The 14,226-nt window shown below is 69.0% G+C and carries 12 protein-coding genes, 1 tRNA gene and 1 pseudogene; 2 read left to right on the forward strand and 12 right to left on the reverse strand.

Translation table 11 applies throughout. The features are described from left to right. The 7 genes and pseudogenes from GSE44_RS22775 to msrA form a co-directional block, all read right to left on the reverse strand. Positions 1–163: pseudogene (locus tag GSE44_RS22775) on the reverse strand (IS630 family transposase); the annotation flags it as partial. Positions 164–263: 100 nt separating this feature from the next. After that, positions 264–1,244 carry a Bug family tripartite tricarboxylate transporter substrate binding protein gene (locus tag GSE44_RS22780; protein WP_159351129.1) on the reverse strand — a complete coding sequence of 327 codons (981 nt, stop codon included), beginning with the start codon at positions 1,242–1,244 and terminating at the stop codon, positions 264–266. A gap of 331 nt (positions 1,245–1,575) precedes the next feature. Then, positions 1,576–2,523, reverse strand: coding sequence for a sterol desaturase family protein (locus tag GSE44_RS22785; protein WP_159351130.1), 948 nt, complete (start codon positions 2,521–2,523; stop codon positions 1,576–1,578). Further along, on the reverse strand, positions 2,523–3,287 hold the full coding sequence (locus GSE44_RS22790; protein ID WP_159351131.1) for a polysaccharide deacetylase family protein: 765 nt from the start codon (positions 3,285–3,287) through the stop codon (positions 2,523–2,525). Before GSE44_RS22790 ends, GSE44_RS22785 begins: the two co-directional genes overlap by 1 nt. Positions 3,288–3,291: 4 nt before the next feature. After that, positions 3,292–4,281, reverse strand: a complete 990-nt coding sequence (locus GSE44_RS22795; RefSeq protein ID WP_159351132.1) for a YncE family protein — start codon at positions 4,279–4,281, stop codon at positions 3,292–3,294. A gap of 165 nt (positions 4,282–4,446) precedes the next feature. Next, positions 4,447–4,854 (reverse strand): peptide-methionine (R)-S-oxide reductase MsrB, encoded by a 408-nt coding sequence (msrB, locus tag GSE44_RS22800; RefSeq protein WP_159351153.1) that lies wholly within the window; start codon positions 4,852–4,854, stop codon positions 4,447–4,449. A gap of 29 nt (positions 4,855–4,883) precedes the next feature. Then, positions 4,884–5,453, reverse strand: a complete 570-nt coding sequence (gene msrA / locus GSE44_RS22805; RefSeq protein WP_159351133.1) for a peptide-methionine (S)-S-oxide reductase MsrA — start codon at positions 5,451–5,453, stop codon at positions 4,884–4,886. 100 nt (positions 5,454–5,553) lie between these two features. On the opposite strand from msrA, the gene GSE44_RS22810 reads away from it, so the two are divergent. Together GSE44_RS22810 and GSE44_RS22815 are read left to right on the forward strand one after the other, a co-directional pair. Continuing rightward, positions 5,554–6,654: a serine hydrolase domain-containing protein gene (locus tag GSE44_RS22810; RefSeq protein WP_159351134.1), complete on the forward strand. Its 1,101-nt coding sequence runs from the start codon at positions 5,554–5,556 to the stop codon at positions 6,652–6,654. A gap of 10 nt (positions 6,655–6,664) precedes the next feature. Next, positions 6,665–7,678, forward strand: coding sequence for a dipeptidase (locus GSE44_RS22815; protein ID WP_159351135.1), 1,014 nt, complete (start codon positions 6,665–6,667; stop codon positions 7,676–7,678). Positions 7,679–7,743: 65 nt separating this feature from the next. On the opposite strand, the gene GSE44_RS22820 is transcribed toward GSE44_RS22815, so the two are convergent. The 5 genes from GSE44_RS22820 to rodA form a co-directional block, all read right to left on the reverse strand. Then, complete coding sequence (locus GSE44_RS22820) at positions 7,744–10,317, reverse strand: PAS-domain containing protein (protein ID WP_159351136.1); 2,574 nt, start codon at positions 10,315–10,317, stop codon at positions 7,744–7,746. A 5-nt stretch (positions 10,318–10,322) separates the two neighbouring features. After that, on the reverse strand, positions 10,323–11,462 hold the full coding sequence (locus tag GSE44_RS22825) for a TRAP transporter substrate-binding protein (protein WP_201306206.1): 1,140 nt from the start codon (positions 11,460–11,462) through the stop codon (positions 10,323–10,325). A gap of 182 nt (positions 11,463–11,644) precedes the next feature. Next, positions 11,645–12,616, reverse strand: coding sequence for a Bug family tripartite tricarboxylate transporter substrate binding protein (locus GSE44_RS22830; RefSeq protein WP_159351137.1), 972 nt, complete (start codon positions 12,614–12,616; stop codon positions 11,645–11,647). A 229-nt stretch (positions 12,617–12,845) separates the two neighbouring features. Then, positions 12,846–12,921, reverse strand: a tRNA-Lys gene (locus tag GSE44_RS22835). A gap of 120 nt (positions 12,922–13,041) precedes the next feature. After that, positions 13,042–14,205, reverse strand: a complete 1,164-nt coding sequence (rodA, locus tag GSE44_RS22840; protein ID WP_159351138.1) for a rod shape-determining protein RodA — start codon at positions 14,203–14,205, stop codon at positions 13,042–13,044. Positions 14,206–14,226: the final 21 nt, after the last annotated feature.

Here is a 14,226-nt window from a genome sequence, read left to right on the forward strand (position 1 = left end):
CGCCCGCGCGGCGCGCCACCTCCAGAACCGGCAGCCGCTCAGCGGAGAGCAGAATGATGTTGGCCCGCTGTACATGCTTGAGCGGGCGGTTCCGGTCGCCAATGATCGCAGCCAGGTGGGCGCGATCTTCAGATCCAACGATGACACTGACGGTCTGGGCCATGCCCAGAAAATTCCAGCGCAGCGCCCCCTTGTGAATCCTCCGTCTGGGTCAGTGCACTAGTGCGAAGGCCCAGGGGGCGATGCCCCCTGGGCCCCGCTGCTTACTGCTGCCTCGCCCCGGAACGCTCCACGACCCCAGCCCAGTGCGGGATGTCGGCCGCGAGCCGGTTGCGCATGGCCTCAGGCCCACCAAGCATCATGGTAAAGCCCAGCGCCTCCATTCGCGTCCGCACCTCGGGCGTGTCCGTCACCTTCAGGATGGCGGCGTGCAGGCGCTCGATGATCGGCTTCGGCGTCCGGGCGGAGACGACGATGCCGTACCAGGTGGTGCTCTCGAAGCCCGGCATGCCGCAGGCCTCGGCGATGGTGGGGATCTGGGACAGCGTCGGCATGCGCTGGGCCGAGGTCATGCCGAGCAGCCGCACGCGCCCGAGCCGCCAATCGTCCAGCACCGGGCCCGACTGGTAAAAGAACAGGTCGGCATCGCCCTGGAAGAGCGCCGTCATGGCGAAAGGCCCGCCCCGATAGGGCACATGCACCATGTCGAGGCTCGCGGCGGTCGCGAATTGCGCCGCCGCCAGATGGGTGGAGGCGCCAATCCCGCTGCTGGCATAGTTCAACTTGCCCGGCGCCGCACGGGCGGCCGCCATCAGCGCCCGGCAATCTGTATAGCCCGGCCGCTTTTCGGTGCTCACCACGAGCACATTCGGCACTTCGAACAGCGTCATCACAGGCGCGAGGTCCGTCTGCGTGTCGATGGGCATTGAGGGCAGCACAGCGCGGTTGATCGCCAGCATGGCCGAGGTGGCGGCTAGCACCGTGTGCCCGTCCGGTGCCGAGCGCGCGGTGGCTTCAAGCGCGATGTTGCCCGAGGCGCCGCTGCGCGCCTCCACCACCATCGGCACGCCCAGTTCGGCCGCGAGCGGCTGCTGAATCACACGCCAGTAGATGTCTGCCTGGGTGCCGGCGGGAAAGCCGCCCATCAGCAGCATCGGGCGCCCTGGCGTCGGGAATTGCTGTGCCTGCGCCAGCGGTACAGCCAGCAAAAGGGTCGCCGCGGCTAGGAGAAACCGGCCTCGCATCTCAACCTCCTCGGTTGCGTCTGGAAGCCGTCTGACAGGCGTATGGCCGGATTGTTACCCTTCTGCCACGGGCAGTATGGCGGCCGGGCGAAACGGATCAAGGGCGCGACGGACTCCATGGCAGCGTCGATGGCGGCGATAGCCAAAGCGTCATGGCCGTCACCCACGCGGCCCCATAGGTTCCCTCGTGTCGCAGGGTCCTGCCCCGGCCCAGGCGACCTGCCGTGGCACCCCTCGGGCCACGCGTTCCCGGCCGCGCCGCCCCTGGCACGGCCATGGCCCGCCCGCGGTCAGGTTCCGCCGCCCCGCCCCCGGGGCGGCGGGACACCCGTCAGCCGCTCCCGCGGATGGTGGCGATGAGACGCTGCGTTCCCTCCACCTGCTGCCGCCACCAGCCGCCATGGACGAGCGAAGGCATCGCCTCCGGATCGCCGGTGCGGGGGAAGACATCGCGCCGGAAGTCGCCGGTGCGAAAGAGCATGTCCCAGAAGGGAAACAGCACCGCGAAGTTCCGCCCGCTCTCCCCGGCTGAAAGCACCCCGTGATGCAGTCGGTGGAAGCGCGGCGAGACGAGAAGCCGCTCCCCCACCCGTCCGAAGGAGAGGCGGACATTCGCGTGGGACAGGCTCTCGGCCACGCGCAAGATCAGCACGATCAGCGGGAACTGCCCCGGCGGCACGCCGATCAGCAGCGCCAGGCCGCCGAACCAGAGCGCCGCGATCATGTCGTCGATCACGTGGTTCCGGTCATCCGTCCAGAAGGTCATCTTCTCCTGGGCGTGGTGGATCGAATGCAGCGCCCACCACCAAGGCAGGGTGTGCTGCAGCCGGTGCCGCCAGTACTCCCCGAAGTCCAGGATGAGGATATAGAGGGCGAAGGCCAGCAACGGCTGGCTTTCCAGCGCCGGGATCAGGGTCTCAAGGTTGGGCGCCACCCAGCCGAGATCCGCGATCCATCCCGCTATCTGGGCCTGCACGCCGGACAGGATCACAAAGGCCATCAGCGGCAGCAGCCCCAGCCGCGCGAGCAGCGTGTAGACGACATCCGTCTGCACCACGCGCCGGTCCTCCCAGCGCTCCACCGGACGCCAGGCCTCCAGCGGCCGACAGACGGCATAGACCACGAGAACCTGCACCACGCCGAAGACGAAGAAGTCCATCCATGAAAAGGCGTCATCCGCCCATTCCATCATCCCGGCAGCATAGAGCGCGGGCTGCACAGCTGCCTGGAACAGCCAGCTGGTAAAGGAATCATAAAGGCGGATGATCTCATCGAACATCAGTGCCGCCCCTCCGGTGGCAATGTCTCGAAGCAGAAGCCGCGCTCCTGCAACCCGGCGATCAGCGGCTCCAGGATGCTTGCGAAGGGCTCACGCCTGCTGCGCACGCCCCAATGCATGATCAGGACCTCGCCGTCGCGGATATTGGCCAGGTTGCGCGCCAGCAGGGCACGGTTGGGATGCGCAGCCGCATCCAGCTCGTCGCCGAGAAAGCCGTCCGCGGTCCAGCCCTGATGCGCAAACCCGCATTGTCGTGCCATGGCGACGGCACCGGACGTGGTCCGCCCGCCAGGCGCGCGCCAGAGCGGCAGCACCTTGGCCTCCGGCACCATGGCGCGCAGCGCCTGGATCGGCCGCTCCAACTCAGCGCAAAGCGCTGCCTGGTCGAGCACCTCGGCGCCCTCGCCAGCACGGCGGGAGGCATAGCGGACCCGACCGCGCCCAGCATCGCCGGTGAAGTACCAGTGGCGCCAGGTATGGCTGGCGAAGACATGCCCTTCCGCCGCCCGCGCCCGCCAGAAATCGGCCCAGCCGGGCGAGAGGGAACGGTCGCCCCGCGCCGTCGGCTCATCGGCGAGGAAGAGGGTGGCGCGGACATTGCGGCGGCGGAGGATGGCGGCAATCTCCTCCGCCTCCCGCGACCAGCCTGTATCAATGGTCAGGTAGAGCGTGCCGCGGCAGGACTGCGCCGCGGCCGGGAGCGTAAGCAAGGCCGCCAACGCGGCCAGGAGCAGCCGCCGCACCGCCTGACGCCAGCGAAGCATCGGCTCAGCGCGCCAACGGCGCCGCGGGCGCCTCGTTGCGCGCCTGCATGTTCCAGTTTCGGAATAGGACGCCGTGCGGCGAGCGCCCGACGAGCGAGGTTGACACCTCCCCCGTCGCCGGGTCCAGCAGGCCGAGCTGGCGGTTCCAGCGTAGTGTCGCCCAGATCCTCCCCTGCTCGTCGAAGGAGAGGCAGTCCGGCCCGCCGGGCACGTCATAGACCCGCATCACGTCGAGGCTGACTGGATCGAGCGCCGTGATCCGGCTGTCCACCCGGCTGGTGACATAGATCGGCCCGCCGCCGGGCGAAGGGAAAAGCGCATGCGCGCCGCGTCCCACCCTGATGGTCCGCTCCACCCGCCGCGCCTCGGGATCGACCACGGCCACGTGGTCCGAGCCCATAATGCCGATCAGCAGCTTGCCGTTGTGCCAGATGATGCCTGCCGGCTCGCGACCCACCTGCAGCGTCCAGGCGATCTGCCGGGTCTCCAGGTCGATCGCCGCGATGGCACGGCTGCCCTGCAGCGTGATGTAGGTGAAGCGGCTGTCCGGGCGGTAGGCGATGTGGCTGGGCATGTCGCCGGGCTTCACCCGGCCCAACAGGTTCAGCCCCATCGTCGGCGCGTCCCAGCCGTAGATGTCCACCTGATCTCGCCGCAGGCCCGTCACCACCAGCAGCTTCCCGTCCGGGCTGAACTCGAGGTTATAGGGATTGGCGATCCGCTCGCGCTTCTTCACCTCGCCCGTGGCGGGATCGAGGAAGAGGATCTCGTTGCCGCCGGAATCGCCCACCAGCAGCACGTCCCGTGCGGGAGAGAGGGTGAGGTGATGCGGCTCCCGCAGCACGGGAATCTGGCGCAGCTCCGCCCGGGTCGCAGCATCCACAACCTGGATGCCAGGATCCATCGAGTTCACGACGAAGACCACATCCGCCCGGCCCGGGCCCGGCAGGAAGCCGGCCGCGAGGAGGGGAAGCGCGAGGGCGAGGCGGCGCATGGAATGGTCGGCTCCGGAACGGGCGGCTGGCGCCATGGCCCGCAGGTTAACGTTTGGCGGTTTGCCACGCCATCGCGTCTAGCACGCAATGACGTGGCTTGGAGGTCATTCCATAGGCGTGACCAGGGCGAATCCGGAGAACCCGCCCATGCAAGCCGCAGCGGGCTACTCGACCGCCGGCCCGTCCTCATCCGTCGGGTGAAAGTCCAGCGCCACGCCGTTCATGCAGTAGCGCAGGCCCGTCGGGCGGGGGCCATCCGGGAAGACATGGCCGAGATGCCCGCCGCAGCTGGCGCATTGCACCTCCGTACGGGTCATGAAGTGGGAGCGGTCCGTGGTGGTCCGCACCGCGCCCTCGATCGGCTTCCAGAAGGACGGCCAGCCGGAGCCACTCTCGTATTTCGTGTCACTGGTGAAGAGCGGCGCCTGACATCCGGCACAGTGGAAGACGCCGTCCCGCTTCTCCACGTTCAGCGGGCTGGTTCCGGCGCGTTCCGTGCCGTGGTGGCGCAGCACCCGATAGGCGTCGGGGGCGAGGCTCTCCCGCCACTCCGCATCGCTGCGCTCCACCATGAGCTTTCCGTCCTCGTCCTTGGCCGCACTCATGCCGCACGCTCCTTGAGCCGATGGGCAAAGCCCTTGCGGAACTTCGCCACCTTCGGTGCCACCACGGCACGGCAATAGCCGGACCAGGGGTTGCGATTAAAGTAATCCTGGTGCTCCGGCTCTGCCGGCCAGAATTCCGGCGCCGGCAGCAGCTCGGTCACGAGCGGCCCGGAATACAGCCCTTCCCGCGCCACCTCCGCCATGACGGACTTCGCGGTGGCCTCCTGCTCCGGCCCGTCGAAGAAGATCACGCTGCGGTACTGCGGCCCGACATCGGCGCCCTGCCGGTCCTTGGTGGTCGGGTCGTGGATGGTGAAGAACACGCGCAAGATGTCGTCATAGGAGACGATGGCTGGATCGAAGACCACGCGCACCACCTCCGCATGGCCGGTACCCTTGCCGCAGACCTGCTCATAGGAAGGGTTCGCCACATGGCCGCCGGCATAGCCGGAGACCACCTCGGAGACGCCCTGCAGGTTGCGGTAGACGGCATCAAGGCACCAGAAACAGCCGCCACCGAGGAGAGCCACCTGCGCGCCGGGGGGATTCGGGGAAGATTGGGTCATGAGCGGAATGTGGTGCTTCCGCCGCCACACACCAGGGAGGGAGACCAGGGAGTGGCGCCCCCCTATGCCTCCGCCCCGCGGCGGTCCAACTTGCTCCGCGATGAGCTCTCCCGCCCCCTCCCCTGTCCCTTTCCCCGAAGCCGCGCCCGGCCTGCTCGGCTTCGATCCCGCGAGGCTTGCCGAGGCTGTCGCCTTCGCCGAGTCGCGCGAAACCCCCTTCCCGCGCGATCTGCTGGCTCATCTGGAGAGCGGCTATTTCGAGCCGGCTCCGGACAATGAGGTGCTCGGTCCGGTCGCCTCGCGGGGCGCCCCGAACGGGCTGATCCTGCGCGACGGCGTCGTCGCCGCCCGCTGGGGCAACACGCGCCAGGCAGACATGACCTTCTCGGTCGCCAAATCGTGCCTCTCCATCCTCGCCGGCGTCGCGCATGGCGACGGGCTGATTCCGAATCTCGACGCCCGTGTCTCCGAAAGCGTGGACGATCCGGCCTTCGACGGCCCGCGCAACGGCGCGATCACCTGGCGGATGCTGCTGCAGCAGACCAGCGAATGGGAGGGCACGCTCTTCGGCAAGGCGGACCAGATCGACCGCGGCCGCGACCTCGCCTCGGAAGGCAAGAAGCCGAAGGGCTGGCCCCGCCCCCTCGCCGCCCCCGGCGAACATTGGGAATATAACGACGTCCGCGTGAACGTTCTCTCCCTCGCCCTGCTTCACCGCTTCGGCCGCGCGCTCCCGGAGGTCTGGAAGGAGCGCGTGGCGGACCCGATCGGCTCCTCCACGGAATGGCGCTGGGAAGGTTACCGCACCTCCACCGTCGGGCTGGGGGGGCGGAAGGTCGTCTCGGTGCCCGGCGGCGGGCATTGGGGCGGCGGCATCGTCACCCATGCCGAGGACCAGGCGCGGCTCGGTCTGCTGATGCTGAACGACGGCGTCTGGGAAGGTCGCCGCATCCTGCCCGAGGGCTGGGTGGCGGAATCGGGCGTGCCGGTGTCGCTGCATCCGGATTACGGCCTGCTCTGGTGGCTCAACCGTAGCGGCCGCTTCCCCGAGGCGGACAGGGCGAGCCTCTTCGCCGTGGGCGCGGGTGGAAACACCATCTGGATCGAGCCCTCCACGCGAATCGTTGCGGTCTTCCGCTGGCTGCACCCCGACGCCCTGCAGCAGCTGATCGCCCGGATCGCCGACGCCCGCACGAACTGAACCGAACGTCATGCACGCTGAGATTCACACCGAGACCCTCACCCTCGACACCCATGTCGACATCCCGTGGCCGGACATGCCTGACCCGCGCGGCGTGACTCAGCGTTGCGTCGACTTCACGCGGATGAAGGCGGGCGGTCTGAAGGCGGTGGTCTTCATCGCCTACACGCCGCAAGGCCCGCGCACGCCGGAGGATCACGCGGAGGCCGGCGCCCGCGCCGAGGCCATGCTGCGCGCCATCCGCGACACCGCCCATGGTGAGGGCCGCCGGATCGTCACCCGCGTGGCGGAGCTGGAATCCGCCCATGCCGCCGGCGCCACCGCCGTGCTGCTGGCGGTGGAGAACGGCAATGCCATGGGACACGACCTGTCCCGCCTCGCGCTCTGGCGCGGGCTGGGCGCGATCTATCTCACCCTGACCCATGACGGGCACAACGACCTGGCCGACGCCGCCCGCCCCCGCCGGGACCGCCCCGAGCCCGCCACCCTGCACGGTGGCCTGTCGGATCTCGGCCGCAAGGCAATCGAGGAGATGAACCGCCTCGGAATGCTGGTGGACGTGTCCCACGCCTCGCGCGATTCAATGATGCAGGCCGTGGAGGCTTCGCGCGCGCCCATCGTCGCCACCCATGCCTGCTGCGCCGCGCTGCGCCCGCATCCGCGCAACCTGGATGACGGGCAGCTGGATGCGCTGCGGGATTCCGGCGGCCTGGTGCAGATCACCGCCGTGCCCGCCTTCCTGCGCGATGCCGGGCCGGACGGCCGCTTCGTCGCGAGCGTCGAGGACATTGCGAACCATGTGGATCATGCCGTGCGCCGCATCGGCCTCGCCCATGTCGGCCTCTCCTCCGATTTCGACGGCGGCGGAGGCGTGACGGGCTGGATGCATGCCGGCGAGACAGGCGGGCTGACGGAGGCCCTGCACCGCCGTGGCTATGACCGCGAGGCGCTCGGCCTGCTCTGGGCGGGGAACTTCCTGCGCGTCTGGCGCCGGGCGGAGGAAGTGGCGGCCGAGGGCTTCTAACTGTCCAGCCGTGCGGCGCGCCGGCCAGCGGCACGGATAGGATGGTTCAAAGTAGGGGCCGTGCCCTACTTGGCCGCCGCCTTTTCCGGAGTCTCCATCGGATCAGGCGCGATCCGCGCGAGCTCCACCGTCAGCGCCTCGATCGTCACCGGCTTCGCCAGGTAACCGCTCATCCCCGCTTCCCGACAGGCGGCATTGTCGCTGTCGAAGACGCCAGCGCTCAGCGCCACCACCGGCACGTCACCGCCCTCGCGCCGCGGAAGCGCCCGCAGCCGGCGCGTGGCCTCCAGCCCATCCATCTCGGGCATGGCGAGGTCCATCAGCACGAGGTCGAAGGGCTGGCCACGCCGGGCAGCGCTCGCCACCGCCTCGATGGCTTCGGCACCTCCAGTGGCCAGTTCCGCGCAATGGCCGATGCGCTCCAGCAGGGCACGGGCAACCAACCGGTTCGTCGCCACGTCGTCCACCACCAGCACCCGCAGCGCCCGCCCGCGAGTGGGCGCGGGGGCGGCCAGCTTCGGCACCACGGCGGCCTCGAGCGGAAGCTCCACCCAGAAGCGGGAGCCGGTGCGGCCGGCTGCCAGGGTTTCAGGATTATCATCCACCCCGATCCGCCCACCCATCGCCTCAACGATGCCGGTGGCGATGGCGAGCCCCAGGCCGGAGCCCTCCACGGGCGCGGCACCGCTATCGATCCGGTCCAGCCGGACGAAATCGCGGAAGACGGCGCCGCGCTGATCGGCGGGAATGCCTGGCCCGGTGTCCAGCACCTCCAGACGCAGCTGGACTTGCCCCGCCTCCTCCCACCGCTGCGCCCGAAGCGTCACCTTCCCGCCCTCAGGCGTGAACTTCACCGCGTTGGACAGCAGGTTCAGCAACAGCTGCCGCAGGCGCATCGGGTCGAGCTGCAGCCCGGTCGGCAGGCTCGGGTCGTGCTCTGTCATCACCGTGACGCGCCGGACCACGGCCGCGGAGCGCGTCAGGTCCACGCAGGCATCCAGCAGCGGGATGAGCGCGGTCGGCACGCGCCGCAACGGCATCCGTCCGGCCTCAACATGGGCGAGGTCCAGCACGTCATTGGCAACCGCCAGGAGATGCCGCCCGGCCTCCTCCAGCATCACCGCGCGGGCCTGCTGCTCCGCCGAGAGCGTCGGGTCGGAGGCCAAAGCCTGCGCCATCCCGAGCACGCCGTTCAGCGGGGTCCGCAACTCGTGGCTCATGCGCGCCAGGAAGCGCGACTTGGCCGCCCCCGCCGCGGCGGCCTGGTCGCGCGCCTCAGCCAGGTCGGCGGCGGCGCGCTTCTGCTGGGTAATGTCGGTGCGGATGCCAACAGAGCCGCCACCGGGCACGCGCCGCTCCGTCACCAGGATCCACCGCCCGTCCGGCAGCAGCCGCTCGACCGGCGCCGTGTTCCAGGGGTGGCGGTAATGTGCCACCGCCTCGGCAACGAAGGCCTGCTTGTTCGGGCCGGCTTGCGGGTACTGCCCGTGCTCGGCGCCGTAGCGCATGAGCTCGGTCAGCGTGACTCCCGGGCGGAGAACCGGGGCGCTGGCGCGGTAGAAGTCGCGGTACCGTTGGTTGCAGACAATCAGCCGGTCCTGCTCGTCCCACATGACGAAGCCATCGGCCATCGCCTCGATCGAGGATTCCAACAACTGCCGGCCGCGCGCCCGCTCCGCCTCCGCCTTGTCCCGCTGGCGAAGCATGGCCAGGAGCAGGGCCGCAATAGCGATGGTGAGGATCGCCAGTCCGCCGGTGGCATAGAGGATGCGGGTCTCGTTCTTCCGCCAGTCACGCAGCGCCAGCTCGGCATCCTGCGTCGCCACGACATGCAGGGATGGATAGAGCGTGCGCCAGAGCCCGATGAAGGCCCCCGGATCCACCCCCTCGGCAAGCGGGCGGGCGACCGGGCGTCCGATGCGCGACTCGTCATGCGGCACGCTGGCCAGCAGCACCCGGTCTTCGCCATGGATCAGCAGCACGCGCAGTCCCACCATGTCGCCACGTGCGCCATAGCCGGTGAGGCCGGAGGCAACGACTGGTACAGGCACTTCCGCCACCGCCAGCATGGGCGGCAGGCCCGGCAGGGTCATCGGGCGGGCCAGGAAGAGCGCCCACTCGCCTGTGGCCGGATTGGGCACCGGGCCGGCGATGGTGACGCCACCCCGCCCCGGGCCGCTGGCCTGGCGCGGCCCAAGCAGCGCTGAATGCGGCACCGGTGGCGCGCGGCGGCGCGAACCGGCAACGGCGGCGGCAATGGGCGTCCCCCCTTCCAGCGGCAGGAGGATGAGGTCCCGGAAACCCAGGCTGCTGTCGCTGAGCCCCATCAGCACGCGGGACAGGGCGGCGGAGCGGGCGGAAGGCCGCGCATCGGCATCGGCGGGCAGCGTAGCGGTGAGCAGGTTCGGAAGCCCGGCCAGGGCGCTGTCGACCGCCAGGAAGCTGCGGTTCATCGAGGAGGCGGCGCTCTCCGCCGCCGCCTCGACGGCCTCCTGCGCATTGGCTGTCGCGGCGCGCTCGCCCTCGCGGACGATTGAGAAGGCCACGGTCGCCTGCACGACCAGCATCCCAATCGTGCCAAGCACGATCCATAGCCCGGCCGAGCCGGACTGGATGGGCCAAAGGAGCCGAGGAGGCATCGCGCCTATTTCGGGACGGGCACGGCAATGCCAAGGGCATCGCCGATCCGGTCATTCCATTCCTCTGCGCAGGCGCTGCCGCAGCGCTCCGCCCACCGCGGGAGGATAACCTCCCGCACCAGGCGCCGGCGCAGCGCATCGTCCTCGGGCGAGACATTGACCAGTGTCATGCGCCCACGCCCGCGGACGCCGCCCACCTCGGCCTGCTCGCCGGTGCATTCCGGCCTGCCGGTGTTGCAGGCGAGGCCGAGGCCGGTCTCGGCGTCCGAAGCCTCCCAGATGCGCTGCTCCAGCCCCGCCAGCTCACGGCGGAGAAGGTGCCGCATGTCCTGCGGCAAGCCGGCCCAAGCCGTGCTGTTCGCCCCGAAAAGCGATACGCCCCAGGTCAGCGACATGGCATGGATGTGGCTCGTCACCTCGTTCAACCCGATCTGCCAGCCGGAGAGGGTTCCGGTGATCGCGCATTCCACCACATTGGCGCGGATGGCCGGAACGATCTCGGCGAAGGGAATGACGACCGGAACGGCGCCGAGCGCCGAAACCAGCTCGGACTGGGCCGCCGAGGAGGTGCGGATCCGCCGCCCCCGAAGGTCCAGCAGGCCGTTGAAGGGGCGCGCGCAGAAGAAGACCTGCGCCGGATAGATATAGACGGCCAGCAACTCCGTATCGTGCCGCTCCCTCAGCATCTCCTGCAGCCAGGGGCGCTGAGCGGCGATCACCCGCCGCAGCGTCGCCATGTCCGGGGACACGCCGGGCAGCTCGAGGGCGGAAAGCTCCGGCTCCTCCGCGGCAACCAGGCCAAGCAGCGCGGTGCTGAAGGGCGTGACCCCGAGGCGGAGGAGGCGTAGCGTTTCCTGGCCGCGGATACCACTGCGATCGAAGGCGGAGATGTCAGCAGTCAGCCGACCGCCGCTGATCTGCGGCAGACGCAGCCGCCAGAAGGGCTCCTCCAGCCGCGTGTACTGGTTCACACCGGCCAGCCCGCCGACCACCTGCAGGCGGATAGGGGCGGATGCCGTCCCCTCCTGAGCCACGCTGCCGCCGGAGGAAAGCGCAAAGGACAGCAGGAACGCCGCGAGGATGCGGCCGTGGCGCCCCCCGCCGGCAAGGCCGGTGAGGTGGAGGACGCACATCAATGCCCGCATGCCAACAGCTCCGCGCCCCGTCGCGTGGACGTGCAGCCACCAGCCGCCATCCCCATTTCATTACAGCACGATTTGCGGGCCCAGGTCGAGCAGAGCAACCGGCGGGAGAGGGCCTGCCGGCTCCTGCAGCATGGGCTCCAGGCATCCCGCTGAGGCACCCCTCCCGGGCTCGGGTCTCGGGCCTATTCCAGCTTGATGCCGGCCTCCTGCACCAGCCGTCCCAGTCGTTCAGCATCCCGACGCACCAGCGCCGCCGCCGCAGCCGCCGTGCCGCCGCCCGGGATGTAGCCGGCATCCACGAGTCGGCGATTGATTGTGGGATCAGCGATCGTCTTGCCGAGTGCCCCCTCCAGGCGCCGCACCACCTCTGGCGGCAATCCGGCAGGGCCGAGGACCATGTACCAGACGGACATGTCGTAGCCGGGGAAGCCCTGTTCCTCGACGGTCGGCACCTCCGGCAGCGAGGCCGCGCGGGCCGGCAGGGTGGTCGCCAGCGCCCGCAGCCTTCCGCCGCGGATATGCGGCAGGTAGGTCGCCAGCGTGTCGATGTTCACGTCGACATCCCCGGCCATCAAGGCATTCACCGACTGCCCGGTGCCCCGATAGGGGATATGGGTCATCTTCATCTGCCCTTGGCGCGCCAGAAGCTCGCTCGCCAGGTGCTGCTGGCTGCCGACACCGGACGTGCCGTAGTTCAGCCCGTCGGGTTTCTCTTTCGCATAGGCCCTCAGGCTCGCCACGTCCCGCGCCGGGCTGTCCGCGCGCACAACCATCACCAGCGGCAAGGTGCCGACGAGCATCAGGGGCGTGAAGTCGCGCAGCTGGTCGTATGGCGGCGGGCGCATCAGCGGCGCCACAGAGCATTGCGAGCTGACGGTGCCGGTAAGCAGCGTGTAGCCATCTGGCCTAGCCCGCGCGACCATTCCGGCCGCAAGGGTTCCGCTGGCGCCGGGGCGGTTCTCCACCGTGACCGGCTGTCCCAACTCTTCCTGGAGCCGCGGGGACAGCATGCGGGACACGATGTCCGTCCCGCCGCCCGGCGCGAAGCCGACGAACATGGTGATGGGCCGCGTCGGGTAATTCTCCTGAGCGCGGGCGGCCATGGGCAGAGCGGCAACGCTGAGCCCCCCAATGAGGGAGCGTCGTTGGATCATCATTTCCTCCGTAGTGTCGTAGTTGGAGGAAGCCTGGACCGCGATGGCCCACCGCGTCCAGAGGCGCGTGGGCAGATGTAGCGGCGATGTCGGCAAATGATTTGCGCTGCGCCTGCAGGCGCTAGGCAAGGCCAAGCTGGGACCGAGCCCCGAAATTCCGATCGACCGGCCAAACCGATGCCGGCCGGGTCACGATATGGAAGGGGGAAAGTTCGTGGGAAGGAAGGTTTGGTGGACCAGGTAGGGCTCGAACCTACGACCAATCGATTAAGAGTCGACCGCTCTACCAGCTGAGCTACTGGTCCACGCCAACGCTTGTGACCGCAGCGCCTAGGCGCCGGGCCGTCCCGGGTCGGGGCTGAAGCTCTCGGCCCGGGAGGCGGCTTCTATCTCATCCTCCGGAGAGGTCAACCCCGTTTTCCAAGCTATTCCCGTGCCGCAGCGAATTCTGCGTCCCGATGCACATAGACGCTCCCGAGCAGCCCGAAGCCGAGCATCACCGTCAGCATGGCCGAGCCGCCATGGCTGATCAGCGGCAGCGGCACGCCGCCCACAGGGATGCTGCCCGTCACCATCGCCACATTCACGAAGACATAGAGGAAGTAGTTCATCCCCAACCCCAGTGCGACGAGCCGCCCGAACTGGTGGCGGCAGCGCAGCGCCGTCAGCATGGCGAAGATGATCACCAATGCCAGCAGGCCAAGCGTGCCGAGGGCGCCTACCAGCCCGAACTCCTCGGCGATCATGGTGAAGATGAAGTCCGTCTGCTTCTCCGGCAGGAAGTTCAAATGACCCTGCGTGCCCTGCAGGAACCCCTTCCCCCACATCCCGCCAGAGCCGAGGGCGATCTTGGACTGGATGATGTTATAGCCGGCGCCCAGCGGGTCGCTCTCGGGATCAAGGAAGGTGGTGATCCGGGCCCGCTGGTAGTCGTGCAGGCGTTCATAGGCGATGGGGGCGGCGAAGCCGATGGCGGCGAAGAGGATGGCGAATTTCCACCACCGAACCCCTGCCGCCCAGAACATGGCCGCGCCGATCATGCCGGTGATCAGCGCCGTGCCGAGATTCGGCTGCTTCAGGATCAGCGCGACTGGAACCAGCACCATAAGGGCCGGAGGGACAAGGAAGAGCGGATTGCCCATCCGCTCCCAGGAGGCGCGGTGAAACCAGGCGGCCAGACCCAGCACCAGCATGATCTTCATCAGCTCTGAGGGCTGGAGTTGGACCGGGCCGATGTCGATCCAGCGCTGCGCCCCCTTGCCGATATTCCCATGCAGCAGCACCAGCACCAGCAGCGCGATGCCCGCCGCATAGCCCACCCAGGCGAAGCGCGCGATGACGCGGATATCGACCAGTGCGATGGAGAGCATCATCACGAGGCCGAAGCCGAAGCGCAGCGCATGCTTCGTCGCATAGGCCTCCGGTACGCCGCCACCGGCGGAGTAGAGGGCGACATAGCCGATCGCCGCCACGGCGCAGAGCATCAGTACGAAAATCCAGGGGATCTGCCAAAGCTTCTCGAGGATGCCGAAGCTGTGCTGCCGCATCAGCAGGCGGCGTTCGTAGATGGTGGGCTCGCGCAGCATCATGGGCAGCATTTCATGGGCTGG

The organism is Muricoccus harenae, assembly GCF_009848505.1.
In the GTDB taxonomy this organism is placed as follows: domain Bacteria; phylum Pseudomonadota; class Alphaproteobacteria; order Acetobacterales; family Acetobacteraceae; genus Roseomonas; species Roseomonas harenae.